General features: G+C 54.2%; 26 protein-coding genes and 1 pseudogene. 16 read left to right on the forward strand and 11 right to left on the reverse strand.

The genetic code is table 11. The annotated features are described in order from the left end of the window. The first annotated feature begins 76 nt into the window (after window positions 1-76). The 6 genes from AB9F27_RS04920 to AB9F27_RS04945 are packed head-to-tail and all read left to right on the forward strand — an operon-like array spanning window position 77 to window position 5,959. Window positions 77-2,938, forward strand: a complete 2,862-nt coding sequence (locus AB9F27_RS04920) for a monovalent cation/H+ antiporter subunit A (RefSeq protein WP_335583873.1) — start codon at window positions 77-79, stop codon at window positions 2,936-2,938. 1 nt (window position 2,939) lies between these two features. Beyond that, a complete protein-coding gene (locus AB9F27_RS04925) occupies window positions 2,940-3,290 on the forward strand; it encodes a Na+/H+ antiporter subunit C (RefSeq protein ID WP_335583872.1) in 351 nt (116 codons plus the stop codon). Then, window positions 3,287-4,819 (forward strand): monovalent cation/H+ antiporter subunit D, encoded by a 1,533-nt coding sequence (locus AB9F27_RS04930; protein ID WP_335583871.1) that lies wholly within the window; start codon window positions 3,287-3,289, stop codon window positions 4,817-4,819. Before AB9F27_RS04925 ends, AB9F27_RS04930 begins: the two co-directional genes overlap by 4 nt. After that, window positions 4,816-5,313, forward strand: a complete 498-nt coding sequence (locus tag AB9F27_RS04935) for a Na+/H+ antiporter subunit E (RefSeq protein ID WP_335583870.1) — start codon at window positions 4,816-4,818, stop codon at window positions 5,311-5,313. The genes AB9F27_RS04930 and AB9F27_RS04935 overlap by 4 nt, the downstream gene beginning before the upstream one ends. Then, on the forward strand, window positions 5,310-5,579 hold the full coding sequence (locus AB9F27_RS04940) for a K+/H+ antiporter subunit F (protein ID WP_039003770.1): 270 nt from the start codon (window positions 5,310-5,312) through the stop codon (window positions 5,577-5,579). The genes AB9F27_RS04935 and AB9F27_RS04940 overlap by 4 nt, the downstream gene beginning before the upstream one ends. An 8-nt stretch (window positions 5,580-5,587) precedes the next feature. Further along, window positions 5,588-5,959 carry a Na+/H+ antiporter subunit G gene (locus AB9F27_RS04945; RefSeq protein ID WP_335583880.1) on the forward strand — a complete coding sequence of 124 codons (372 nt, stop codon included), beginning with the start codon at window positions 5,588-5,590 and terminating at the stop codon, window positions 5,957-5,959. A 12-nt stretch (window positions 5,960-5,971) separates the two neighbouring features. On the opposite strand, the gene AB9F27_RS04950 is transcribed toward AB9F27_RS04945, so the two are convergent. The 4 genes from AB9F27_RS04950 to AB9F27_RS04965 all read right to left on the reverse strand — a co-directional run bounded on the left by AB9F27_RS04950 (window position 5,972) and on the right by AB9F27_RS04965 (window position 9,661). Next, complete coding sequence (locus AB9F27_RS04950; protein ID WP_335583869.1) at window positions 5,972-6,724, reverse strand: SDR family oxidoreductase; 753 nt, start codon at window positions 6,722-6,724, stop codon at window positions 5,972-5,974. A gap of 31 nt (window positions 6,725-6,755) precedes the next feature. Further along, window positions 6,756-8,078, reverse strand: a complete 1,323-nt coding sequence (locus AB9F27_RS04955) for a TRAP transporter large permease (RefSeq protein ID WP_335583868.1) — start codon at window positions 8,076-8,078, stop codon at window positions 6,756-6,758. After that, window positions 8,071-8,553, reverse strand: a complete 483-nt coding sequence (locus AB9F27_RS04960; RefSeq protein WP_335583867.1) for a TRAP transporter small permease subunit — start codon at window positions 8,551-8,553, stop codon at window positions 8,071-8,073. The genes AB9F27_RS04955 and AB9F27_RS04960 overlap by 8 nt, the downstream gene beginning before the upstream one ends. Before the next feature lie 109 nt (window positions 8,554-8,662). After that, window positions 8,663-9,661: a DctP family TRAP transporter solute-binding subunit gene (locus AB9F27_RS04965; RefSeq protein WP_335583866.1), complete on the reverse strand. Its 999-nt coding sequence runs from the start codon at window positions 9,659-9,661 to the stop codon at window positions 8,663-8,665. A 177-nt stretch (window positions 9,662-9,838) separates the two neighbouring features. Between AB9F27_RS04965 and AB9F27_RS04970 the strand changes: the two genes are divergently transcribed. The 5 genes from AB9F27_RS04970 to AB9F27_RS04990 all read left to right on the forward strand — a co-directional run bounded on the left by AB9F27_RS04970 (window position 9,839) and on the right by AB9F27_RS04990 (window position 15,575). Then, a complete protein-coding gene (locus tag AB9F27_RS04970) occupies window positions 9,839-10,744 on the forward strand; it encodes an IclR family transcriptional regulator (RefSeq protein ID WP_335583865.1) in 906 nt (301 codons plus the stop codon). A 33-nt stretch (window positions 10,745-10,777) separates the two neighbouring features. Beyond that, complete coding sequence (locus AB9F27_RS04975) at window positions 10,778-11,950, forward strand: acetyl-CoA acetyltransferase (protein WP_335583864.1); 1,173 nt, start codon at window positions 10,778-10,780, stop codon at window positions 11,948-11,950. Next, window positions 11,947-13,575 carry an acyl-CoA synthetase gene (locus AB9F27_RS04980; protein WP_335583863.1) on the forward strand — a complete coding sequence of 543 codons (1,629 nt, stop codon included), beginning with the start codon at window positions 11,947-11,949 and terminating at the stop codon, window positions 13,573-13,575. The genes AB9F27_RS04975 and AB9F27_RS04980 overlap by 4 nt, the downstream gene beginning before the upstream one ends. Continuing rightward, window positions 13,572-14,420 (forward strand): hypothetical protein, encoded by an 849-nt coding sequence (locus AB9F27_RS04985; protein WP_335583862.1) that lies wholly within the window; start codon window positions 13,572-13,574, stop codon window positions 14,418-14,420. The genes AB9F27_RS04980 and AB9F27_RS04985 overlap by 4 nt, the downstream gene beginning before the upstream one ends. Window positions 14,421-14,528: 108 nt before the next feature. Further along, complete coding sequence (locus tag AB9F27_RS04990) at window positions 14,529-15,575, forward strand: AI-2E family transporter (protein WP_335583861.1); 1,047 nt, start codon at window positions 14,529-14,531, stop codon at window positions 15,573-15,575. A gap of 30 nt (window positions 15,576-15,605) precedes the next feature. On the opposite strand, the gene AB9F27_RS04995 is transcribed toward AB9F27_RS04990, so the two are convergent. Continuing rightward, window positions 15,606-16,076 (reverse strand): VTT domain-containing protein, encoded by a 471-nt coding sequence (locus tag AB9F27_RS04995; RefSeq protein ID WP_335583860.1) that lies wholly within the window; start codon window positions 16,074-16,076, stop codon window positions 15,606-15,608. On the opposite strand from AB9F27_RS04995, the gene AB9F27_RS05000 reads away from it, so the two are divergent. Next, window positions 16,068-16,358 (forward strand): hypothetical protein, encoded by a 291-nt coding sequence (locus AB9F27_RS05000; RefSeq protein ID WP_335583859.1) that lies wholly within the window; start codon window positions 16,068-16,070, stop codon window positions 16,356-16,358. The two genes, AB9F27_RS04995 and AB9F27_RS05000, sit on opposite strands and share 9 nt — an antisense overlap. Before the next feature lie 23 nt (window positions 16,359-16,381). Here the strand turns inward: AB9F27_RS05000 and AB9F27_RS05005 are convergent, their stop codons facing one another. Next, window positions 16,382-16,990: a TetR/AcrR family transcriptional regulator gene (locus AB9F27_RS05005; protein ID WP_335583858.1), complete on the reverse strand. Its 609-nt coding sequence runs from the start codon at window positions 16,988-16,990 to the stop codon at window positions 16,382-16,384. Beyond that, window positions 16,987-17,397, reverse strand: a complete 411-nt coding sequence (locus AB9F27_RS05010; protein WP_369757596.1) for a hypothetical protein — start codon at window positions 17,395-17,397, stop codon at window positions 16,987-16,989. The genes AB9F27_RS05005 and AB9F27_RS05010 overlap by 4 nt, the downstream gene beginning before the upstream one ends. Before the next feature lie 258 nt (window positions 17,398-17,655). Here AB9F27_RS05010 and AB9F27_RS05015 point away from each other — a divergent pair, with 258 nt between their 5' ends. Beyond that, window positions 17,656-18,765 carry an MFS transporter gene (locus AB9F27_RS05015; RefSeq protein WP_335583856.1) on the forward strand — a complete coding sequence of 370 codons (1,110 nt, stop codon included), beginning with the start codon at window positions 17,656-17,658 and terminating at the stop codon, window positions 18,763-18,765. A gap of 14 nt (window positions 18,766-18,779) precedes the next feature. On the opposite strand, the gene AB9F27_RS05020 is transcribed toward AB9F27_RS05015, so the two are convergent. Together AB9F27_RS05020 and AB9F27_RS05025 are read right to left on the reverse strand one after the other, a co-directional pair. Next, window positions 18,780-20,027 (reverse strand): MFS transporter, encoded by a 1,248-nt coding sequence (locus AB9F27_RS05020; RefSeq protein WP_335583855.1) that lies wholly within the window; start codon window positions 20,025-20,027, stop codon window positions 18,780-18,782. A gap of 148 nt (window positions 20,028-20,175) precedes the next feature. Next, complete coding sequence (locus AB9F27_RS05025) at window positions 20,176-20,706, reverse strand: flavodoxin domain-containing protein (protein WP_335583854.1); 531 nt, start codon at window positions 20,704-20,706, stop codon at window positions 20,176-20,178. A 228-nt stretch (window positions 20,707-20,934) separates the two neighbouring features. Between AB9F27_RS05025 and AB9F27_RS05030 the strand changes: the two are divergent. From AB9F27_RS05030 to ric, 3 genes and pseudogenes are all read left to right on the forward strand, one after another. Further along, window positions 20,935-22,431 (forward strand): annotated as a pseudogene (locus AB9F27_RS05030) (UbiD family decarboxylase). Next, the gene (locus AB9F27_RS05035; protein WP_335583853.1) at window positions 22,428-23,012 is read left to right on the forward strand and encodes a UbiX family flavin prenyltransferase; all 585 of its coding nucleotides are present in this window, start codon (window positions 22,428-22,430) and stop codon (window positions 23,010-23,012) included. Before AB9F27_RS05030 ends, AB9F27_RS05035 begins: the two are co-directional and overlap by 4 nt. Further along, window positions 23,009-23,671: an iron-sulfur cluster repair di-iron protein gene (gene ric / locus AB9F27_RS05040; RefSeq protein WP_335583852.1), complete on the forward strand. Its 663-nt coding sequence runs from the start codon at window positions 23,009-23,011 to the stop codon at window positions 23,669-23,671. Before AB9F27_RS05035 ends, ric begins: the two co-directional genes overlap by 4 nt. A 258-nt stretch (window positions 23,672-23,929) precedes the next feature. Here the strand turns inward: ric and AB9F27_RS05045 are convergent, their stop codons facing one another. Then, on the reverse strand, window positions 23,930-24,421 hold the full coding sequence (locus tag AB9F27_RS05045; RefSeq protein WP_369754869.1) for an RNA pyrophosphohydrolase: 492 nt from the start codon (window positions 24,419-24,421) through the stop codon (window positions 23,930-23,932). A gap of 79 nt (window positions 24,422-24,500) precedes the next feature. Further along, a complete protein-coding gene (locus tag AB9F27_RS05050; protein WP_335583850.1) occupies window positions 24,501-25,838 on the reverse strand; it encodes a S41 family peptidase in 1,338 nt (445 codons plus the stop codon). Between the last annotated feature and the right edge of the window lie 3 nt (window positions 25,839-25,841).

The following is a 25,841-nucleotide window of genomic DNA, read 5'->3' on the forward strand; positions in this document are numbered from 1 at the left end:
ACCTTGCTCATATACGACGATGCAAGCCAGCTATAAATAATTTGCTTCGCAGAGGCATTTCGACGGAGGCAACATAGTGTCATTGATGTTTATCGCCCTACTACCGTTTTTGGGCGCAATATTCCCACCCCTCCTTATTCGTGCTGGTCGAAATGCGGCGGCTTGGTCCGCAGGCGGGACAACCCTTCTGGCGTTGATCGGCCTCCTTTGGAACGCCCCAAAAGTTATGCGCGGCGAAGTCGTAACCGCACGCCTTGATTGGGCGCCATCGATTGGATTGAACGCAAATTTTTTCCTCGACGGGCTGGGTCTTTTGTTTGCTGGCCTGATCCTTGGCATCGGCCTATTAATCATCCTTTACGCAAGATTTTATCTGTCGCGCAACGATCCGATGGGTCAGTTTTACGCGTATTTACTGCTGTTCCAAGGTGCGATGGTTGGCATTGTTTTGTCTGACAACATACTGCTATTGCTGGTTTTTTGGGAGCTGACCTCGCTGTCGTCCTTCCTTTTGATTGGCTATTGGAAACATCTACCCGCAGGGCGCCAAGGCGCGCGAATGGCTTTGACCGTTACGGGAATGGGCGGGCTTTCGATGATTGCGGGGCTGCTTATTCTTGGGAATATTGTTGGCAGCTATGACCTGAGCATCATTTTGACGCAAAAAGACCTGATCCAAGCTTCGCCGCTTTATTTACCTGCGCTGATCCTTATTCTCATCGGGGCGTTCACAAAATCCGCCCAATTCCCATTCCACTTTTGGTTGCCCCATGCGATGGCCGCGCCCACACCCGTGTCTGCCTATCTGCACTCGGCAACTATGGTGAAGGCGGGTATTTTCTTGATGGCACGGCTCTGGCCGGTTTTGGCGGGCACAGAAGAATGGTTTTACATCGTCGCAACCACGGGCCTGATCACGATGGTTCTGGGCGCGGTCATAGCTTTGTTCAAAGACGACCTTAAATCGCTCCTTGCGTTTTCAACTGTGAGTCACCTTGGCCTCATCACCATGTTGCTTGGATTTGGCACCAAAATCGCCGCTGTCACGGCCGTTTTTCACATCATCAATCACGCAACTTTCAAGGCCGCCCTCTTTATGTCGGCGGGTATTATCGATCACGAAACCCATACCCGCGATATCAAACGTCTTGGCGGGTTGCGCACATTGATGCCAATCACTTTCATTCTGGTGACGCTGGCAAGCCTGTCCATGGCTGGTTTGCCGCCTCTCAATGGCTTCCTTTCTAAGGAAATGATGCTCGAAGAAGCCGCACATACCGTTTGGGCGAGCTATCCGTATTTGCTGCCTGCAGTGGTCGTTTTGGGCGCGCTGTTTTCCGCGGCATATTCCTTCCGCTTGATTGCACATGTGTTTCTTGGCCCTGTCCGCAATGACTACCCCGCCGCGCCACATGATCCTCCTTCCGGTTTGTTGATTTCACCGGGTATTCTGGTTTTTCTCGTTGTTGCAATCGGGCTTTTCTCGTCGGCGATCGTGGGGCCGATTGTTGCGGTTTCGGCGCGCGCAGTAATTGGGGGCACAGAGCTGCCTTATTACTCCCTAAAAATCTGGCATGGCTTCACGCCTGCGCTTTACATGTCGGGCGTTGCTTTGATTGGCGGGCTGTTTTTACTCTGGTCTTACGGGTTTTTGGACAGGATTTGGAATGCGATACCACGCCCAGAAGCGAAAGTTATTTTCGACCGCCTGTTGGGTGCCCTAGAGCGTGCAAGCCGGTCCTTTACTGCCGTTTTGCATGATGGCGCTTTGAGTCGTTACTCCGCTATCTTCCTGATTTTCACCATGTCTCTTGCTTTGTATGCCTATGTTTCAGGCACACATTCGGTGCCGTTGAATGCCGCAAGCGATGTTGAGTTTCTTGGGGCCATTGGCTGGATTTGCATGGTCGTTTCCGCGCTTTGCGTCGTTATTTTCCATCGCAACCGCCTTCTTTCTCTTGTGATTATCGGTATGACGGGGCTTATGGTTTCGCTTCTGTTTAACTATTATTCAGCTCCTGACCTCGCGCTCACGCAGATTTCAGTCGAAGTGGTCACGATCATTCTGTTGCTGCTCTCGCTCAACTTTATGCCCAAAACCTCCCCCATCGAGAGTACATCTGGGCGCCGCGCACGCGATATTATTATCTCGGTTGTAGCGGGCTTGGGCGTTGGTGGACTAGTCTACGCCATTCTGCTCAGCAGTTTTGCACAGCCTTCGATCTCGGAATTCCATCTTGAAAACTCCTATTCGGGCGGCGGCGGCACGAATGTCGTCAATGTTATTCTCGTCGATTTCCGTGGCTTTGATACCTTTGGCGAAATCATCGTTTTGGGAATCGCCGCCGTCGTTATTTTCGCCCTCACGGAATCTGTCTTGGCGTCCAATGTGCGGGCCAAACTTTTGAACCGGACACCAGACAAGCCGCTCTCAAAAGACGTCCACCCGATGATGATGGTTGTCGCAACACGCGTGATGATGCCGATCGCTTTGATGGTTGGCGTGTACATCTTCCTGCGGGGCCACAACATGCCTGGCGGGGGGTTCATTGCGGGGCTTGTCGTCGCGATTGCCTTTGTGATGCAATATATGGCGTCAGGCTTTTCTTGGGCCGCCGCACGGCAGAAATTCCCCTATCATGCCGTCATTGGCTGTGGGGTTCTGGTCGCGGCTGTCACGGGTATGGGCGCTTGGTTTAACGGGCTGCCCTTCCTGACGAGTGCCTTCGCATATGTTCATATTCCGGGCCTTGAGGAATTCGAACTGGCCACCGCGATGTTCTTTGACTTGGGCGTTTTCCTCGCCGTTTTCGGGGCGATTATGTTGGCCTTGGAAAGCTTCGCGCGCTTCGCATGGCAACCGGGTATTGAAAGTGATGATCCTATGAATATTAACCCGGACCGTGATTATATTCAGCCAAATGGAGAGGAGGTATAAAATGGAATTTCTTGTCTCTAGCGCCGTTGCTGTCCTCACATCCTGTGGTGTCTATCTGATCCTGCGCCAACGCACATTCCCTGTTATTCTGGGGCTTTCTCTTCTGTCCTATGCGGTGAATATTTTCCTCTTTTCAACGGGACGCCTTGTGCAAAACCTTCCTGCTATTTTGGACAAATATGGCGAAGGCATCTATACTGACCCGCTCCCGCAAGCCCTCGTTTTGACGGCGATTGTTATTTCTTTCGGGATGACAGCCTTGGTGGTGATGATCGCCCTCAGCGCTTATTTGACGTCGGAGACGGACGAGATTGATATGACCGAGACCACTGACGAAGGAGACAGCGCGTGAGCAATTTGATCATAGCCCCCGTCGTTCTACCTGCGGTTCTCGCACCGTTCATTCTGATGGTGATCCGGCATCATCTCGACCTGCAACGCATTTTCTCGATGGCAGGATCGATTGCGCTGGTTTGCATTTCGCTGGTCCTCACCCACCAAGCGTCTGGCGGCGAAATTCAGGTCTATGAATTGGGCGATTGGCCCGCGCCCTTTGGCATTGTTCTCGTGCTCGACCGCCTTTCTGCCCTGATGGTTTTGCTCACATCCGTCCTTGGCCTCTGCGTGAACCTCTATGTTATCAGCACGGATTGGGATAAACGCGGCGAGCATTTCCACCCGCTTTTTCAGTTCCAACTCATGGGCGTTTGTGGCGCATTCCTTACGGGTGATGCGTTTAACCTCTTCGTGTTTTTTGAGGTGCTGCTCATTGCTTCCTACGGCCTTATGATTCATGGCGGGGGCGCTGACCGCCTTCGTGCGGGTATGCAGTACGTCGTTTACAACCTTCTCGGGTCGACCCTCTTTCTGTTTGCGCTCGGGACAATTTATGCCGTCACTGGTACGCTCAATATGGCCGACCTGGCGGTGCGCATTGCCGAACTCCCCGCCGAGGACACAGCCCTTATTCGTGTCGGTGCAGTCCTGTTGTTGCTTGTGTTCTGCATCAAGGCCGCCGTGCTGCCATTGCATTTTTGGCTTCCCGGAAGCTATGCAAACGCGCCTGCGCCTGTGGCCGCCTTGTTCGCCATTATGACCAAGGTTGGCGCCTATTCAATCTTGCGCATGTACACGCTGGTGTTTGGACCAGATCTCGCCCTTAGTGCTGGATTGGTAGGACAATGGCTATTGCCAGCGGCGCTGCTAACCCTCGCGGTGGGCATGGTTGGTATTCTCGGTTCGCGCGACATTTCTAAACTCGCAGTCTTTGCCGCCATCGGCTCTATGGGGACGTTGCTGATCGCGATCGCGCTCTTTACGCCACTCGCCACAGGGGCCGCAATTTACTATATTGTGCACTCTACGCTGGCGACGGCGATGATCTTCCTTGTGTCCGATCTGATCATTGAGCGACGGGGAAAAGAGATCAAACCCGCCCCCCGTATGGCACAGAACGGTTTGATCTCGGCCCTCTTTTTTGTGGCCGCCATTGCCTTGGCTGGGATGCCGCCCCTTTCGGGGTTCTTGGGCAAGCTGATGGTTCTTCAGGCCTCCACGGGAACGCCCCACCAAACCCTGATCTGGAGCGTGATCCTTATTTTCTCGCTGGTAGCCATCATCGGCTTTGCGCGTGCGGGCAGCTTGATCTTCTGGAAAACCACCGACCCTATGGAGGACCTCGATCTGGAAGAAGCGCAAATCGCACCGCTCCAAACACAGGGCACCGTAATGGTTTTTGTGCCAATTTTTGCCCTGCTCTTTGGCCTTGTCGCGCTTACGATTTTCGCGGAACAGGCGATAGAATATGCCAATGCCACGGCGGCGCAATTGTTTGACACATCCGCCTATATTGACGCCGTACTTGGGGAGACTGCGAAATGAGACTCCTGCGCAAAGCATTCCCACACCCCGTTCTCACCGTCCTTTTAACGATCGTTTGGCTGCTTCTGGTAAATGCCTATTCCATCAACTCGCTGTTATTCGGCGCGTTTCTTGGCGTACTCATTCCCTTTATTACCAGCCCCTATTGGCCAAATATGCCGCGTGTCAGACACCCGCTCAAAATCATCGAGTACTTTTTTATTGTCCTGTGGGATATCGTCGTCGCCAATTTCGTTGTGGCGAACCTCATTCTGTTTCGCCGCAATGCGGACTTAAAGCCGGCATGGGTCACCGTTCCCTTGGATCTGCGCACACCCGAAGCCATTACTGTTTTGGCGGGAACAATCACCCTTACGCCTGGCACCGTCTCAAGCGATATTTCCGACGAAGGCCATGCAATTTTGGTGCATTGCCTGAATGCCCCCGACCCACAGGCGGTCTGTGATGAAATAAAAATGCGGTACGAGCGTCGCCTAAAGGAGATTTTCGAATGATTGGGATTGCAATCAACTTTGCTTTTGGCTGCTTTGGTGCGGCGCTTTTGTTGAACTTATGGCGGATTATACGTGCGCCGGGGGTTGGAGATCGTGTGCTTGCCCTCGATACGATGGTCATCAATGTCATCGCGCTGATTGTTCTTTTCGGGATGAAGTTCAAAACCGAGATGGTCTTTGAAAGCGCGCTCATTATTTCCATGTTGGGTTTCGTTTCGACGGTCGCCTATACGCGCTTTATGTTGCGCGGAAACATTATCGAGTAGAGGGCATGATGGACTTATTTTACGAAATCCTAATCACGTTCTTTCTGATTGTGAGCGGCGTCTTTGGCCTTGTTGGCTCGATTGGTCTGGTCAAATTGCCCGATCCAATGTCGCGCCTTCATGCGCCCACCAAGGCCACAACATTGGGTGTTGGCGGCGTGCTTCTGGCGTCTATCTTGCATTCGGTTTTGATCGAAGGGCACCTCTCGTTGCATGAGTTGCTGATCACGTTGTTTTTGTTCCTTACGGCCCCGATCACCGCGCATTTCATCGCCAAGGCGCATATTCACCGGAATATGAAATCTGATGAATTGCCCGATCCGGGGGGGGATAAAAGCTGGTCGTCCTTACCAGAGGTCATCACCCCAGAAGAGGGGTGATGCCGTTTGGGGTCATCCGCGCAGAGCGGGAAGGCCGACGCCTGTGCTTTCAAAACCACCATCGGCTGCGATCACTTGCCCCGTCACATAACTGGCCCGTTCCGAGCATAAATACGTAATCAGATCGGCCAGTTCCAACTCAGTACCGTACCGATTGAGCGGAATAGCATCGTGGTAAGCTGCGATAATTTCGGGCGTATGGACCGCCATTGCCAATTTGGTGCGCACCGGCCCCGGGCAGACACAATTCGCCCGGACGCCGAATTCGCCCAGTTCCGCAGCCTGCTGTTTGGTCAAATGGATCACCGCCGCTTTGGACGTGCCGTATGCCACCCTGAGGGTCGAGGCGCGCAAGCCGCTTATCGATGCGATATTTACCAACGCCCCTTTGGTTTTCTTCAGCGCCGGAATCGTCGCCTGTGACACCAGAAACAACCCATCCAGATTGGTTTCCATGATGCGCCGCCAATCGGCAAATGTGGTTTCGGCGAGGGGGCGGAAATCGGCAACGCCTGCGTTATTCACAACCGCATCAATGCGCCCAAAAGTGGAAATTACGGCCTCGGCCATTTTATCCACATCGTCGGGGAGAGAGACGTCGTATTCAAACGGAAAGCCCTGATCTAACGGCTCCGCCGCGATAGCCAATTCGCTCGCGTCACGGTCAATCATCGCGACTTTCCAACCCTGCTCGATCAAAAGTTTACTCGTAGCCAGCCCGATTCCGCGCGCCGCTCCCGTCACAAGGGCTACTTTCTGTGTCATGTTCCTCACTCCCAATCGTAGAAAACTTAGATTACTTCATCCACACCAACAGATAGGTCGTCAACTCAGGCCAAAGCGCGATAATAGCAAGGCCGAGGGTGCTAGTGATAAGGAATGGCACCGCCGCAACCGCAATCTTCTCCAGCGAGAGTTTGGCCACATTCGCCGCCACAAACAGGTTGATCCCAACGGGCGGCGTAAACAGACCAATGGCGAGATTGATCATGAGGAACACGCCGAACCAGACGGGATCCCATTCCAGCGCCCGCACCACAGGGAGAAAGATAGGAAGCGAGATAAACATAATCGTCACCGCGTCCATAAACATACCTGCAATAAGCAGGATCATTGCCATAACCAGCATAATCGTCCACTGAGAATCGCTAAGGGCAAGCAGGCCTTCCGAATAGCGGCCGACCACATCATCTACGGTGACAACCCAGCCAAACAGGCTGGCGAAGGTCACAACCAACATCACAACCGCCGAGGAAGCGGCGGCATCGGTCAGGGCGTCAAAAAGGGTGGAAATCGTTAGGCTGCGATAGACAAAGAACCCGACAAACAGTGCATAGACCACGGCAACAACGGCCGCCTCTGTGGGCGTAAATATACCCGTGTAAATCCCGCCAAGGATCACAACGGGGGTCATTAAGCCCCAGATTGCGTCCCGAAAGCTCAGCCAAACGCGCTTGGGAAAAGGGAACTCTGCGTAGGGCATCGGTGCCAATTCCGCGAGTTTAGAGGATTTGTTCGCGGCCCGTTGAACCCTGACAAAAGGCAGGGCTGCCAACATCAAGGCGCCCATAACGACACCGGGTAAGATTGCGGCGATAAACAGATCGCCGATGGAAACCTCGGCAATCACGCCATAGATCACCAAGCCGATAGAGGGCGGGATCACAATGGACAGGGCCGCACCCGTACAGACCATCGCCGCGGCGAACGCCTTGGGATAGCCGTCTTCTTCCATGCCGCGAATGACCATCGGGCCAATCGCCGCCACCGACGCGGGGCCAGAACCGGAAACTGCGCCCCAAAACAAACTAACAACCACGCCAACAAGGCCCATGCCACCAGGAAGGCTGCCCATTAGCACACGGAAAAACCGGATCATCCGATCGGCCATACCCGCAGTTCCCATCAGGATGCCCGCGAGGATAAAGAAGGGAATAGCAAGAAGCGAGAATTTGGTGATGCCACTGGCCAGCAAATCACCCACCAGATCCAGCCCAAAACCCATCTGCCACATGGCAAAAAGGGATGAAAGTCCAAGCGAAAACGCCACAGGAACGCGGATGACCAAGAGGACGCCAAAAAGGATGAGCATCTGGGTTCCGGTATCGAAATCAAACATAGGCCACCGCCTTGTGCTCAATAATCGCGCCCTGCACCAACCGCACGGCAATCATCAAGAACCCAAGGGGCAGAGCCAGTGAATAATACCATGATGGGACCTGAAGACCTGCCGAAACGATTCCACTGGAGCGTTGGTTTATCACCATCTCGCCGCAATACCACGCCGACAACGCCAGTAGCAGAACGCCCAGAAAGACAGAAAACCAGCGCACGAATGGCTGTAAGGCAGTGGGCAGCATATCCGCGAACAGTGTCACAGCGAGGTGTTGGCCGCGCCGCGCCGCAATTGCTGCGCCAAAAACGGTCAGCAGCAAAAATCCGTTCAACAGGATTTCCTGCGTCGCTGCAAAAGAATAGTTGGAAAGATAGCGCACCAGCACATTGGCAAAACCGATAAATGTCATCACCAGAAAAATCAGACTGCAAACATATTCTTCCAGTCGGTCGGCAATTTTAAGTATCAGGTTTTTCATGGGGCCACCTTTGGCATGAAGATCATACCTGACATCGATGCACAAGCATCTGCACCGCAGGCGGAAAACGCGCCCCACTTAGCGCGGGACGCGTTGTTTTTTCACTTAATTAATTTGAGCCGTTAATGGAAGTCTGAAAAAGTTCCACCAGTTCAGGGCCAACCTTGGCGGACCATTTGTCAAAAGGCTCTTTTGTGGCGTCGCGGAACGCTTGCAACTCATCAGCAGTAGGTTCGTAAACCTCCATGCCTTCTGCGCGCAGTTTATCCAGACCAGCAGCCGTTCCTTCACGAGTCACCTTGATTTGGAAATCCATCGCTTCGATCGCAGCAGCCTGAACCTTAGCTTGTGTTTCCGCGTCCCAGCCATCCCATTTCTCTTTGCTTACACCAAGGAAAATTGGGTCGTAGGAATAGTGCCAAGGGGTGATGTATTTTTGAACTTCATACACACGTTGGGGCACAATCACCGCGCCGATTGGGTTTTCTTGGCCGTCAACGACACCCTGTTGCAGCGCACTGAAGGTTTCCGCCCATTGCATCTGTTGTGGGTTCGCCCCAAGTGCGGTCATCACGTCGATATACATCGGACCCGCAACACGCATTTTTAGACCTTTGAGGTCTTCTGGCGATTTGATCGGGTGCACGTTGTTTGTGACTTCGCGGAAGCCATTTTCGCCCCATGCCAACACGATGATACCGTGCTCCGCCATGATCTCTTTCATTTTGTCGCCCGGCGCACCGGATGTCGTGGCGTCGACGGCGTCATAGCCAGAGTACAGATACGGCAATGAGAAAACGGCCATCTCAGGAACGATGGGCGTCACGTTGATTGCGGAGGTGACAACAAAGTCCAACGCGCCGCGGCCAACCATTTCAGCCTGTTTCATTTGGTCGCCACCGGACAGTTGCGCGTTTGGAAAAACACGCACGTCCAGATCCCCGCCCGTGGCTTCGTTCAACAGTTCCGAGAATTTTTCGGACCCTTGATGCCATGACGTCGTGTCGCTTGTATTGTGCGACAGACGCAGCGTTTCAGCCTTCGCCGCAGACCCAAAAGCGGTCGCTGCCGAAATTGCAGCCACAAAAATGAGATTCATTTTGGACATATTGTCTCCTCCTATTTAACAAGTCCCCTCCCAGTGGAGGTCTCCGGCAACAGAACGTCCATATTTTGGATGGTGTTGCAAGGGAAAATTTTATTGTCGTTTTGAAATTCCAAATTTTACCTTGAAATATGCCCGATATTGCTCAACAATCAATGTTTGAGCCTGTACAGATAGAAAATGACTACAAAAGAGGTGTCCACATTGTGGATGCATGGGGGTGCTTGGAAGATGACAGACGAGAATTTCCCTTTGGAAAACATCGGAGCGCAAAGCGTTGATCGGGCTTTGGCCTTGCTGTCCTTAATCGGGCGCAGCGCGGTTGAGGGGGTTGGTCTGTCAACAATCGTGCAGGACACGGGGTTAAGTCGCCCAACTGCGCGGCGCTTACTGCTTGCCCTCATGCGGGCGCGAATGGTGGAACAAGACACGGCAAGTCGGCATTATTTTCTCGGCGAAGAAACCTATGTACTTGGCGTGTTGGCGGCACAGAGATTCGATTTGATGGACCTGACGCGCAACAGTTTGGTGGATCTGGCCGCCCTGAGCGGAGATTCCGTTTTTCTCTCTGTGCGCCGCGATTCCTTTTCTGTTTGCCTGCACAAGGAAGAAGGTGCATTTCCGATCCGCACTCATGCGCTGCAAGTGGGATATCGCCATCCGTTAGGTGTGGGGGCTGGTTCGCTGGCCATCCTTTCTGCCCTTCCCGCCGAAGAACGCGCCGAAATCCTGAGCCGCAACACAGATATACTTGCTCAGAACTTTCCTGATTGTAGCCCCGAAGCCCTGAAACCCCTGATCATTCAAGCAATCGAGCGCGGCTACTCCCTCAATCCGGGATTGGTTTTGACCAGTTCATGGGCCGTGGGTGCCGCTTTCAAAATACCCGGTGGTCGGGTTGCGGGCGCCATTAGTATTGCCGCCATCGATAGCCGCATGGGGCCTGAACGGCAGGCCGAATTGGGCGCGGCTTTGCTGCTTGAAACCGCGAAAATAGAAGCGCGCATGGCCAAGACCTTCGCGCTGTCAAAATCGACCGACCTGCCACGCCATCGCACACAATTCAGCGCGGCGGCCAAGGGTTAGTCGGCACTTAGTATTTAACGGAGGATAAGGTACGTGAACAAAGCACAAATCGTTGGTTGGGCACATAGCCATTTTGGCAAATCCAACGCGCCAGATACCGAAACCCTGATGGCCGAAGTCATCGCCCCCGCGCTTGAACATGCAGGTGTTGGCGCAGCGGACATTGACGGCATTTTTGTAGGCGTCATGAACAACGGCTTTTCCAAGCAGGATTTTCAAGGCGCATTGGTTGGGATGGCCATGCCAGAACTGGGCATGACGCCAGCTGTGCGGATGGAAAATGCCTGTGCCACTGGGTCTGCGGCGCTTTACTCTGCGCTTGATTTTATCGAATCTGGTCGCGGCAAAATTGCACTGGTGGTTGGAGCCGAAAAGATGACGGCCCTGCCCACAGTTGAGGTGGGCGATATCCTTTTAGGGGCGAGTTATCGCAGCGAAGAGGCGGATGTTGCGGGTGGATTTGCGGGACTGTTTGGCCGGATTGCCCAACAGTATTTTCAGAAATACGGCGATTGTTCCGATGCGCTGGCAATGATTGCCTCCAAAAACCACCAGAATGGCGCGCATAACCCCTACGCTCATATGCAAAAAGCGTTAACCTTTGCGCAATGTAACGACGTTTCTGATCGCAACCCCTATGTGGCCCCCCCGCTGCGCCGCACCGATTGCTCGCTTGTGTCGGATGGCGCTGCCGCGATGATTGTCGCCTCTGCGGATGTGGCCGCCGACCTCAAACGCGCCATTGCCTTCCGCGCGCGCACCCATACCAACGACATACTGGCCCTATCGCGCCGTGAGATCACCAATTTTGATGGGGCACGTCGGGCTTGGGCTGCCTCTTTGGAGGCTGCGGATCTCAACCTTTATGATTTGGATTTGGTCGAAACTCACGATTGTTTCACCATCGCCGAGTTGCTGGAATATGAGGCCATGGGCCTTGCCGAAACGGGCAAAGGCGCAAATGTGATCCGTGAAGGCATCACCCGCAAGGATGGCCGCCTTCCGGTAAACCTGTCGGGCGGATTGAAATCCAAGGGGCATCCCATCGGGGCGACGGGCGTATCCATGCACATCATGGCGGCGATGCAACTGGCGGGCGAAGCGCCTGAAGGCATTCAGGCCAAATCCCCGCAACTGGCGGGCGTGTTCAATATGGGCGGCGCGGCGGTTGCCAACTATATGTCGGTTTTGGAGCGCGTAAGATGAGCACGTGGGTGTCAGTTAACAGCGATCCAAAGGGCGGGATTGCTCCCTCAACCACCCGTGTTTCAAACCTTGCCAACCACCTTACCCGCAACGCGCGGCGTTTGGGCGACAAGGTGGCGCTGGTTTGGGGCGAGGAGCAATGGACGTGGGAGCAGATGGAGGCTCGCGTGAATGCGCTGGCGTTTGGATTGCGCGACCGATTTGGCGTGAGCAAGGGCGATCGCATCCTAATCCAGTCCCAAAACTGTAACCAGATGTTTGAATCCATGCTCGCTTGTTTTCGATTGGGTGCGGTCTGGGTGCCTGCGAATTTCCGCCAAACCCCCGAAGAAGTGTCGTGGCTGGCACAATCCTCGGGCGCGACTGGCATGATTTGCGGCGTGGAATTCCCTGAGCACGCCGCCGCCTGTGACGCGCCTGAGCGTGGGTTCATGCTGGTGATCGGTGGCCCCAAGGGCGACAGTGATTTTGATACGCTGGTAGATTCCTATATGGGCCAGACGGTTGCAAATACGGCCGTCGACCGCGATGATCCTTGTTGGTTTTTCTTTACTTCGGGCACAACGGGGCGGCCCAAGGCCTCGGTGCTGACGCATGGACAGATGGCGTTTGTTCTGCTCAATCACCTGAATGACCTCATGCCAGGGACCACACATGAGGCGAGGTCCCTATGCCTTGCGCCCCTTAGTCACGGCGCAGGTATTCACCAGATGACCCAAGTCGCCGCAGGGGCGGCAACCGTGTTGTTTCCCGCCGGTCGTTTTGATCCCGAAATCGCGTGGAAAATCGTGCAGGATCACAAGATCAGCAATATGTTTACCGTGCCCACAATCGTTAAGATGCTGGTCGAACATGACAGTGTGACCCAATATGATATTTCCTCGCTAAAACAGATGATTTACGCGGGCGCACCGATGTACCGCTCCGATCAAAAATATGCTTTGTCGGTTCTGGGAAAAGTGCTGGTGCAATATTTCGGCCTCGGCGAAGTCACTGGAAACATTACGGTCCTCCCGCCGTCGGAACATTTCGAAGACGATGCAGACATGCGGATCGGGAGTTGTGGTTACCCCCGCACGGGCATCGAAATCTCCATCCAAGCCAGCGATGGCAGTGAAATGCCAGTAGGGCAACAAGGCGAGATTTGCGTGATCGGGCCTGCGGTTTTTGCGGGTTATTACAATAATCCCGACGCCAACGCCAAAGCCTTCCGCGATGGATGGTTCCGCACGGGGGATTTGGGCTATGTCGATGCTGGCGGCTATCTTTTCATCACAGGTCGGGAATCCGACATGTATATCTCAGGCGGGTCCAATATTTACCCCCGCGAGATCGAGGAAAAAATCCTCACTCATGACGCCGTTAGCGAAGTTGCAGTCCTAGGCGTACCTGATCCGGTCTGGGGCGAAGTTGGCATCGCCGTTTGCGTTTTGCGCAAAGGCTCCGAAGCCACAGCAGAAGAATTGCACGCATGGCTCAAACCAAAAATTTCGAGCTATAAAATGCCCAAGCGTTTTATCCTCATCGAGGAAATGCCCAAATCTGCCTATGGCAAAATCACCAAGAAAATTATTCTTGAAACATTGATACAGCGCGGTTTGCTGGGTGAGGTGACCTGCGCATGAAAACTACTGCGCTAAATCCACCCATGGTCCACCCTGGTCCTGTGAATCCCAAACGGATCGAAGCTGTTGGCGTACAGGCCTATGATCTGGAAATTCAACTAGAGGCGGGGCAGCAAGTCGAAGCCGCCATTTGCTCGGCGGTTGCGGCGGCGGGATGTGACGGAGCTTGGGTCGATGTGAGCGGTTTGTTTTCCGATCCCTACGCCTTTGTTATGCCGGACAAATCCCCCGACGGTACGCGCGTCGCTTGGTACAGCGAAACCTATGAGCCAAAGGGCGAGACTCGCGTGGATATGGGCGGAATGTCGGTTGGGCATTACGGCGACGGATCGTTTACCCATTGCCACGGCGTTTGGACCTCGGTTGACGGAACAACTTTAGGGCATATGCTGGCCCCAATTTGCACCGTTTCGCGCCCTGTGACACTCAAGGCTATCGGCTTCAAAGGCGGACGGTTTGAGCGCCTGCAAGATGACGAAACTTGTTTTGAGTTGTTCCGCGCATGTGCGACGGGCTCGCCCGTGCAGACCCCAGATGCCGTCATTCTGACCCTGCGCCCCAACACGGACCTTTGCTGTGCCATTGAAGAAACCGCCCGTGCCTTCGGGATTTCCGACGGTGAAATCATGGGCCTCGGCAGTGCCAACGGCGCGCGGTTCCAAGACGCACCGTCCATGCACAGTGCCATAACCGAGTTCATTATAAACTCGGGTAAGTTGGTTAACGGCAAGGCCAGCGTCAACCTCTCCGCTGTGGACATTCAGAAAGATATCTTCAGCGGTACAGTGAAAAGCGGCGATGCGCCAATTTCAATCACCGCTGAAATCGTTTTGCGCCGCGCTTAATTCTGCGCGGGGGGTAGTTTTAAAATTTTCGCATAAAGGATACCTTTTGGGCCGTGAACGTCATAACGTTGAAAATTATGTGACGACGGTCAGGAGACATACCTTTTCATGAAAGACGCGCCCCTCCTAAATCTGGCTCTTGCGATGTTTCTCACCCTTTCCATTGGCTGGCTTCTGTTCATAGGGCGGCCAATTTTATTGCCCGTCGTGACGGGACTCTTTGCGGTTTACGTGATGATCTCGACCTCCAATGCGCTGCACCGCCAGCTTTTGCTGCGCCATTTGCCGCTACCTTTCCTACGATTTTGCGTGCTGTCGGTTTTTGCCGCTGCCGTCATTACGCTTGCCATCGTTGCTGCCGCCACAATCCGCGAAATCGCCGCCGTTGCCCCTATCTATGAAGCCAACATGGACGCATTCCTTGAGAGCATTGCGGCGCGATTTGAGTTGGATCATCAGGAGCTTTGGCTGGGAATTCGCACCGTTACGATCGATGCCTTTGATCTGCGCGTCGTCTTTTTGAGCCTATTGGGGGGATTTACTAATGTTGGGCTCACTGTCTTCTTGATTGTGATTTATGCCGCATTTTTAATGAGCGAACGTTCCAACTTTGAAAAGAAGCTCGCGGCCGTCTTCTCCACCCCTAATCAGGCCCAAATGGCCAAACGCGTCATTCGCGAAATTAATACTAAAATCAGCGACTATTTGGCGGTGAAAACACTGATCAATGTCGTGCTTGGGGTGATCTCCTTTCTTATCCTCTGGGCGCATGGCACAGATTTCGCCCTATTTTGGGCGGTGATGATCGGATTGCTAAACTATATCCCCTATGTTGGCTCCTATATCGGCGTTCTTTTTCCCGTTATCCTGTCGTTTGCACAGTTTGCCTCCCTTTCCCATACGTTGTCCCTGACGTTTTTCCTGACCGCGACCCAATTTATCATGGGCAATGTCATTGAGCCGCGCTTTATTGGGCGGCAAGTCAATCTGAGTCCGGTAATTGTGTTGATTGCTTTATCGGTTTGGACAGGGCTTTGGGGGATTCCTGGCGCAATTTTAGCGGTCCCGCTGACTTCGGTGATCGCAATTATTTTTGCCAGCTTTGCGTCTACCCGCTTTATTGCAGTGCTACTGGCGGACCGTGTCGAAGAATAAACACTGGACTTAACGCATTCCGTTGCGAGTTTAGTGGTCGCTTGCGCTGCGAAAATGATTCCAAATCGCCCGTAGAAAAATTACGGACAGGACAAGACCTGCCGCAATCAGCACATATTTGGTATGCAACACATGCCCAAAAACACGCCCCAGAAGTTGGCCAACGGCGCTACCGAGGACAGTGTATACCACCCCCCAAATCAACGCAGAAATGCCCGCTCGCACGGCAAACTGCATGGTTCCGATTTCTGATTGGGCCAACGCGATGGGGCCGACAATCCGCATGCCCGGTATGAACTGAAAAATGGACGCATAGCGGGCGGGATTTTTATTGAGTTTCTGCAACATCCCCGAGAGTCGTTTGTTCGCTAGGATCGACTGAACGCGCGACTGCCCGCGATAGCGCCGCCCCAGAAAAAACACCGATAGATTTGACATATAAGCACCGCAGATGGCCACCGACGCCACCTGCCAAGGCAAAAGGAGATGGTGATGCGCCATGATGCCTCCTGTAATGGCGACGGTTTCACCCTCGACAATACTGCCCAAAAAGACGGCAAAAAGGCCGTAATTGGATATCCAACTTTCTACACTAATAGTGACTCTCCATGTCTCAAATACGCACGGCTTTTCCGTTCGCCACATGTTGGGTCGGCCCTTGTTGAATGTCCAGAGTATCCGTCACAATCCAATCCGTTTTCGGATTTTTGTTGGGCGGGCCCCTTAACTCTGGATCGGCACAAACATCATGTTCCGCACCTATCGCGGCGCTTGGGTGGGTAACAAAAGCCAATTTCAAAGCGGTTTCATGTTGTAATCCCTTTGTCCGCGAAGAGGCACAGTTGCAGATCAAGCAGACGCGCACCGTCTTGCACAAGGTGGGTGGCGTCTCGGGTTAAGATGAGGCGCAACACAAGGCTTTGGATGATCCCGAATAGTAGCATCACACCGTCCTCTGCGCGCAATGTACCGCCCAAATGCCCTTGAGTTTGAGCCACTTCAAAGGAGCGGATCAAGGCGGCGCGAAACGCGACAACCTCTGATTGGATGGCGCGCCGCGCTTGGGTTAAAATGCCAGTTGGGTCGCGGGTCACCATGATTTCCGGCAACGCCGGAGTTTGGGTCACCAGTTGCAGATGCCCCAAAATTAGATGTCGCAGATTGTCTACAGGGGACCGCTCTGACTGCTGTCCCTCAAGGGTATTTTCGCGGATTTGCGCACATAGCGTTTGGGTGGCGGCCCACCAGATGTCTTCCTTCTTGGGGTAGTGCTTATAAACCGCAGGCTGTGTCAGGCCAAGCCGCTTGGCGATCATGCCGGTTGTCACATGATCCGGACCAACTTCGAACGCAAGATCCAAGGTCGTCGTCAGAATTTGCATCTTGCGATCTTCGGAGGATTTGCGTGTACTCATCCTCGTTTCACGGCCCGCGTCGCGATGACGGCGATCACAGCCCAAAAGGTAAATCTCAAGACCAGCGCGCCGATTGTGCGCATCTCAAACGGGGTGCCGAGCAAGACCACAAACGCAAATCCCAAGGCAACCCCTGCCGTTGCGATTGCGATTAAGCCTGACAGACGCGCCGCCCAAAGTGTGCCCTGCCACAAGCCGATCGCGGCCAGAATATAGGCCGCCCCTGCTAGGAAATTGAACCAAACGACAAACCCGACATAATTGCCCGCCCACGCCTGTGAGGCCATGGAACCAAACAAGACATTGCCTGCGGAAAACAGGGTTAACGCGCCAAATAACATGGCGACTGTAGCTATGAGCTTTCGCCCGTGAAAAGGTGAAGTGGGAACTGTTAGATGGCTATTCATTGGATATCCTTCCTATTAGTTATACTACTATAACTAATAACAGGCACCTCGCGTTTCAACCTCGACACCAACTTTCCCTAAAATCAGGGCAGAACGGTTTCCACCTCAATCTTATGTTGAGAAACCCTACTGTTTCAGAAACGCATGTGGTAACGCTCGCGGGCAGATTTCTGCTCTTTCTACTGATTGAATTTCGGCGACCGCCCAAGGAGATGTCCATTGCTAAAAGTAACCCCTAGACAGATGGTCTGGTTATGCATGGCTGTATTTTTTGTTCAGCCAATCCAGTTTGGCATTTGGCTATCAAATGTCGCCGAAATAAAGATAGGCTTGGGTCTAAGCAACTCGGATTTGGCGCTTGGTTTGTTGGGCATGCCCATCGGGCTTCTGCCCTCTCTCTATCTCGCCAGCCGCGTCGTTGATCGCTTCGGCCCAAGACACACCCTTTTGTGGTTATTTCCGCCCATGCTTATTGCGGGTGTACTCCCTGGGTTTGCAACGGGTGTGGGATCGTTGTTCCTGGCGCTTTTCGTGCTCGGGGCGCTCATTGCGTTTACTGAGGTCGCCTTGAATGTCTTTGCCGCGCGGGTGGAGAAAACGCTTGGGACATCCATCATGAACCGAGCGCACGGTTTTTGGAGCCTCGGCATTATGGCGGGCAGTTTTATTGGTGTTCAGATGGCAGGGCTTGGCTTCACGGTGGCCGAAAGCTTGCAATGGGGGGGCTTGCTGCTTTTGCCATTATTGATGGTCGTTGCCTATATTTTGCCAAGGATTGCGCCGAAACAGGAGACCACAGAAAACGCGCAGGCCAAACCACCACTTCCAAAAGCGCTTCTACCGATTGTTGCCATTGTTTTTGGGGCAACAATTGTCGAAGGTGCAATGATTGACTGGTCGACCGTTTATATGCGCGATGTTGCTGAGATCATTGCTGGCAAAGAGGGTTGGGCGGTGACCATTTTTGCCGGTTTTGTGACAGCAGGGCGATTTATTGGCGACGCAGTAAATAACCGATATGGTGCGATGCTGCTGGCGCGCATGTGCATTGGTTCCGCCATTTTGGGACTTGTCATTCTGGCATTCAACTTTGGACCGGAGGCGTCATTTTTGGGCTTCGCTTTTGTCGGGCTGGGCGTGTCCACGATCTTTCCTCTGGGCATAAGTGCCAGCGCAGCTCTTGGGGATGAGGGAGAGGCGAGAAACGTATCGGTGATGACCTTTGGCGCGTTAAGCGGTTTCCTTGTTGGACCGCCCATGATTGGTTTCGTCGCAGAGGCAACCTCGCTTAATGTCGCCTTCGCCTTGCTCCTCCCCACGCTTGCACTGAGCTTTATCTTGGCGAAACATCTTTTACGCATGCGTTGATTGGATTGGGATGTTTACTCACCCGGATCGCGGTTTTCTAGGCTGCCGTCGCGTTGGCGGCGAAACAACCGTCCAACCGTGAAAGAGGTGCGCGGCGTATAGATATAAGGCGTGCGCGCGCCCTTGGTGGGACGCACTTGCATGCGTGCGAGGCCAAAGACAATCAGAACGCCGTGCCCGACCGATATCATCAGGAACAGGGCTTTGGGGCCGAAATCGTCAATAAGCACCGAGGCGAGGTAGGGCGCAAAGATAGCCCCAAGCGCGAAGAAAAACATCAGTGCGGCCGAGAGTTCGACGCGCTCCTCGGAGGTGGCAAAATCATGCGCGTGGGCCGCCGCGACGGAATAAATCGGAAAGGTCGTGAGGCCAAAAAGCCCCGCGGACAGCATGATCCCCGTCGTCCCCAAACCCGAGGCCATAATCGTAATGCCGCAACTGAGCATCGCGGCGAAGGACAGCCAAACCAACACCCAGCGGCGGTCGTATTTATCCGCCAGCCATCCGACGGGGAGTTGTGCCAGTGCCCCGCCGAGCACGAAGGCCGACAAAAACCAAGCGATCTGGCCTGCGCTCAATCCGACTTCCTGACCATAAATCGGGCCGACCATACGAAAGGATGCGCTTGAAAGCGCCGCGACCACAACCGCCGCCGCCGCCAAGGGAGAACAATCAATCGCCAAACGGGGTCGTAAACGGGCCCGCTTTGGTGTTTCAGGTTCCGCCGTGCGCGTCAGCATCAGGGGCAAAAGCGCCGCACAACAGAGGATAGCCAGCAGGTTGTAGGATATGTATGACGCGGGGGACAGGATTCCGATAATCATTTGCGCGGCCAGCGATCCCGTCATGTCCACGACGCGGTATACCCCCATCGTGCGGCCGCGTGTTTCATTGGTGACTCGCGCCTGCAACCACGCTTCGATCACGGTATAGCATCCCGCCACACAAAGCCCTGAGGCCACGCGCATCAAGGCCCACGCGTAGGGATCCAGCACCATCATATGTGCCATCAATCCGATGGAACCGCTGGCCGTGAAAGCGGCAAACGCGCGCGAGTGACCCACGTTGCCCATCAGGCGCGGTGCCCACCAGCAGCCTATGAAAAACCCCAGAAAATGGGCCGAACCCAGCATTCCGATTTCCTGCTTGGAAAAGCCAAGGGTGAGCCCAGACAACACATCAAGAGGCCCCACGCCGCCGGACGAAAGTTGTAGCAAAATAACCGAGAGAAAAAGGGCGGCAAAAGAGATGAGTAATCGCATGTCGGGTTGAACTTGCCGCTTTTGTTTGAGCAATCCAAGAGGGATTGTGTGCTGTGATGAATTATTATGACGCGGAGTGCGAATTAGTAGAATTTCACCAAATCAGCTGACCAATACGAATACCCCTCGAACCCGCGCAAGCAACGGCTCACGTACCAGTAGAAACAAACTCCGTTATGGCCTTCGACAGCGCGTCCCAATCGGTAAACTCGCGGTCTTCCTTGCGTGGATCAATTGCCTGATGACGCAAGATCGCGTGCCGCAGTATTTGGGTTTCATAATAGCCATAGCTGCTGGGGTGCACCGCTCCGGCAACGAGCAACTCTGCATTTGGCTCAAGACCAGTTCGCAATTTCATTTCAATCAAATATTCCTGCGCCTCCTCGATTAACTCGGGAAATGCAGCGCCAAGGCTGACGGAGATCATAAATGTGCGACGGGCCGCCAAAGAGTCTTGGCTTGCGGTCAACAGAAGTTCAAAATTCGGGGGATGCCGACGCTCATGGACCGGCGCGGCCAAAATGACAGTATCAAATCCCACAAACGTTACTTCCGCCATCTTGTCAGATACATCCACCAACGTGGCCTCATACCCCGCATTGCGCACTTCGGCTTCAACAAACCGAGCAATCTTGCGAGTCTGCCCTTCGAGAGATGCAAACAGAATAAGTACCGACATTCGGTTTCTCCTTATCTCTAGTCGCGGCGCTCAAACGTCAGCGCCCCTCAAACGGTATCAGTGTCACGCTCGGCTTGCCTTGTCCGAAATCAAATGTAGGTGATTAATTATGACCTTACCTATCGCTGCCATCCGCACGGGCTAAATATTTCGACCAGAGTTGACCAACGTCAAATTAAAGAAAAAGCAGGGTTGATAGGGACATCTCAAGCAGTCTTGGGGTCCGATATCCGCAGTTTACCCACCTTTATTGATCTACGTGCCTTCCTTGCTTGGACCAAGGAAAAGGACGATTTTCTTTGTCTCCCTGACAAGATCAGCCTGCAACATGAAATGACCGCCGTGCAAATGGCCGCGTTGCGCGCCAAGGGTCCGGTTTTGCGCTTTGATGCTGCCATCGGAGCGGAGAATACTGCGTCTGCCATGCCTGTGATCGGCAATCTTTTCGGCACCTCAGAACGTGTCGCCGCCGGACTAGGACTTGCGCTTGATGAGGTTCCTGCCTTTGGCGACTTTCTCGCGGCCTTGCGCAGCCCGCCTCTAGTGGATGGCATGCGCGATGCGCTGTCCCGCTGGCCGATGCTCAAGGCGGCCCTGACGACACGCCCGAAACTTCTGCGCACAGCACCTGTGCAAGAAATTGACGCGCCGATTGATATGAATATGATCCCCGTCCAAACGCCGTGGCCCGAGGATGCGGGGCCGTTGATCACATGGCCAGTTGTCATCACGCGGCCCTATGGCACGACGCTGGACAGTTTGGCACAGTATAACTTGGGGGGTTACCGCGCTCAAGTTATTGGAGCAGATCGCTTAATCCTGCGCTGGCTGGCACATCGCGGCGGGGCGGCCCATGCCCGCAGCTGGGCGCAAGCTGGTGCGCCGATGCCGGTTGCAATTGCCCTCGGAGCGGACCCTGCAACGCTGCTTTCTGCGGCGCTTCCCCTACCCGAAAATATCTCGGAATTGATGTTTTCGGGCGTATTGCGCGGCGCGCGCACGCAACTTGTTCCCGCCCGCAGCGTACCGCTTTTGGTGCCCGCCCATGCGGAAATTATGATCGAAGGCTGGGTTCACCCCAATGATTTCGCCCCAGAGGGGCCGTTTGGCGATCACACCGGTTATTACAATTCGGTCGAAAACTTCCCTGTGTTGCGGATCAGCGCGATCACCCATCGCCGCAATCCGCTTTATCTGAGCAACGTTACGGGGCGCCCTCCTGATGAGCCGTCGGTAATTGGCGAAGTGTTCAATACTCTCGCCCTGCCCGTGATCCGCGCGCAAATCCCTGAAATCCGCGACCTTTGGTTACCACCCGCGGCATGCTCCTATCGGATGGCTGTGGTGCAGATTTCCAAACGCTATCCCGGTCAAGCTAAGCGCGTCATGATGGCGCTTTGGGGAATGTTGGCGCAGTTCTCTTATACCAAGACAATTATTGTCGTGGATGAAGACATTGACCCGCGCAATTGGGACGACGTTGCTTAAGCCATGGCCACCCGCATGGACCCCTCACGTGATGTGACTGTGCTCGAAAATACGCCAATGGACTATCTGGATTTCTCCAGCCCCCGTGACGGGTTGGCGGGCAAACTTGGCATTGATGCCACAAATAAAATCGGCGCGGAAACCACGCGTGAATGGGGCCGCGTGATGGCGATTGATCCGGAACACGAGGCGCGCGCCACCGAATTGATTGCGCGGTATTTGGGCGGTGCGCGATGACCAGACGGGTGATTTTGGGCGTCTCTGGAGCGTCAGGCGCGGCTTTGGCGCTGGAAGCTGCGAAGGTTCTGCACTGCTCCGGTATTAAGGTTGATTTGGTGCTCTCGCGGATGGCGGAACGCACTTTAGATCTCGAAATCGGGCCTAACGCACAAGCCGAACTGGTGGCTTTGGTAGACCGCCTACATCCGGTCGCCGATCTGGGGGCAACCATTGCTTCTGGCTCTTATCCCGTTGCGGGCATGATCGTCGCGCCTTGTTCGATGCGCAGTCTTGCCGCGATTGCGCAGGGGCTGGATGATAACCTGCTGACCCGCGCCGCCAGTGTGCAACTCAAAGAACGCCGCCCTTTGATTTTGCTGGCGCGTGAAGCACCGCTGACGCTGGCCCACTTGCGCAATATGACCGCGGTCACCGAAATGGGCGGTATCATTATGCCGCCCGTGCCCGCGTTTTACCTGCGCCCCCAAACCACTCAAGACATCACCACCCAAATCGCCGCGCGCGCGGTTGATTTGTTGCGACTCGCCCCTGCCCAAGCCAAAGCCTGGGCTCCCTCAATCGGAGACGACCCAAAATGAAAATATCCCTAGATACGCAAGTGCGCGATATTGCCGCCGAGATGCCCGGTGCCGCCGAATTGTTCCGCCAAGCAGGCATCAGTTTCTGTTGCGGCGGTAAGATGCCGTTGGCCGAGGCTGCGGACGCCCAAGGATTGAAACCTGACACCCTGTTGGCGCAACTTATGGCGTTGCAAGAGGCCGCGAACCGCGATGCACCAAGCGAAACATCGGCGCTGATCGATCATCTGTTGGAACGCTACCATGAAACCCATCGCCGCGAATTGGAGAGCCTAATCCCCTTGGCGCAACGTGTGGAAACCGTGCATGGCGACCACGAAGAGGCCCCACTTGGGCTGACGGCCGCATTGATCGCTTTGTATGACGAACTGGACCCCCATATGCAGAAGGAGGAACAGGTTTTGTTCCCTTTGATGCGCGAAGGGAATGCCTCCGCGCTGGCTGCCCCACTCGCGATTATGCGTCAAGACCACGAGAATTCCACCAATCTTTTGCGGGGGATTGAGCATGCCAGCCATGGTCTAAACCTACCCGAAGGCGCTTGTGGCTCGTGGACGGCGCTTTACACTGGAGTGCGCAAATTGGGCGACGATCTTGTGGCGCATATCCATCTGGAGGAAACTGTGCTGTTTCCACGGTTTGACGGCCAAGCGGCATAACCTGCCCGCGCTATGGGCCGAGGCTTTGTGGGCGAAGATAGTCCGGTTCGTGGCGTGGGCGCTATTTGTTGATGCGTTTGATTTGGTCGATATTGATTTCCACGATGCAGTCGCCACTGGGAGGCTGGTTGTCATCCGGCGGTTATACCGAAAATTTATGGTTCTGAATATCTCAATCACAATTAGCCGAGCCGCGATTGGAGTTGGAGACCGGGCGCAATAAAATGCGTTGCTACACAGTCTCGACCGAAGGGAAACCTAAATTTTGGGGCGAAGTTCGGCCATAACAAGATCATAGAGATCCCGTTTGAAGGGGACGATCGATTGGAGCAACTCATCGGGTGCCATCCAGCGCCATTCGCTAAATTCGGGGTGTTCGGTTTGGATGTTAATATCGGCATCCGTTCCGTTGAACCGCATTAGGAACCAAAGCTGTTCTTGGCCGCGATATTTGCCTTTCCAGAGGCGTTGGGACAGTTCCAGCGGCAAATCATAGGGGAGCCATTCACTGGTTTGAGCCTCAATGGTTACGAGGTTTTTGGTCACGCCGGTTTCTTCCCAAAGCTCTCTTAGGACAGCGACTTCCGGCGCTTCGCCCTTATCAACGCCTCCTTGAGGCATTTGCCAAGCAGGCGGCTCAGATTCGGGGCGGTCGTTGCGTTGACCTGCAAAAATGTGACCGTCTTTATTGACCAGCATGACGCCAACACAGGGGCGGTAGGGGCGATTGTCTTGAGCATCGATGGTCATGGGAGGCAACACTTTGCATTTAGAAAAGAAACGGGGCAGCGGCTTTGAAACCACTGCCGCGAAATTTGTGTTCTCAAACTTACTTTTCGCCACTTAAGGCGGTAAGTCCGCGCAGGATATCGATGGCGTAGGAAAGCTGATAATCTTCGTCGCGCAACTTGGCTGCGTCTTCTTCAGCTTGTTGCTCCTCTTGCAGGAGGTGACGCTCATCGTCTGTCATCGAGTCATTGGAGAGGCTACCGCGCAGGTCTTCTTCTGTGCGGCGCTTAGGTGTATCCTCTTCCTCTTCTTCGACGGCTTCCGGATCGCGGCGGGGCTGTTCAACAACGATGTTTGGCGACACGCCGAGAGCTTGGATCGAGCGGCCAGACGGTGTGTAATACCGTGCCGTTGTTAGGCGCATGGCACCGTCGCCTTTGAGGGGCATGATCGTCTGAACAGATCCCTTGCCGAAGCTTTTGGTGCCGACAACAACGGCGCGACGGTGATCTTGCAGGGCACCCGCGACGATCTCGGATGCCGATGCGGAGCCACCGTTGATTAAGACAACGATTGGTTTGCCCTCAGCCAAATCGCCAGCGGTCGCATTGAAGCGCTCGCCATCTGCGGCAGCACGGCCACGAGTAGAAACGATTTCTCCGGCCTCAAGGAAGGCGTCGGAGACGCGGATCGCTTGCGTGAGGAGGCCACCTGGATTGTTGCGCAAATCGACGATAAATCCATTTACGTTTTCAATACCGCCAGCCTCTTCGACCTGTTCTTTGATCCCTTCGGCAAGATTGGGGTACGTTTGATCATTGAAGGTTGTGATCCGTAAAACGACGGTGTCGCCTTCGGTGCGCGACCGCACGGCTGTAAGCTTGATGATGTCGCGAATTATGGAAATATCAAAGGGTTCTGTTTCGCCTTCGCGCACGACGGTGATGATGATTTCACTGCCAACTTCACCGCGCATCGCTTCAACGGCTTCGTCGAGTGTTAGGCCGAGTATGCTTTCGCCATCAACGTGCGTAATAAAATCGCCTGCTTCGACGCCCGCTTCAAAGGCTGGTGTGTCGTCAATCGGAGAGACAACTTTAACGAAGCCCTCCTCTTGGGTCACTTCGATGCCAAGGCCGCCAAATTCGCCGCGCGTTTGTTCGCGCATGTCGTCGAAATCGGTCGGGGGTAGGTAGCTTGAATGCGGGTCGAGGGATGTGAGCATCCCAGAGATCGCGGCTTCAATAAGTTCGGATTCGTCAACTTCTTCGACATATTGTGCGCGGATGCGCTCAAAAGCTGCGCCGAATAAGTCGAGCTGCTCATAGACCGAAGATTTCGTTTCAGTTTCCTGTGCCAAAAGAGGGGCAGCAAGCTGTGTTGTCACCAAAACGGCCAAAAGCGAGCCACCGGCTGCTGCCATAAAGAATTTCTTCATATT

This window comes from Falsihalocynthiibacter sp. CO-5D18 (genome assembly GCF_041205445.1).
Classification (GTDB): Bacteria; Pseudomonadota; Alphaproteobacteria; order Rhodobacterales; family Rhodobacteraceae; genus Falsihalocynthiibacter; species Falsihalocynthiibacter arcticus.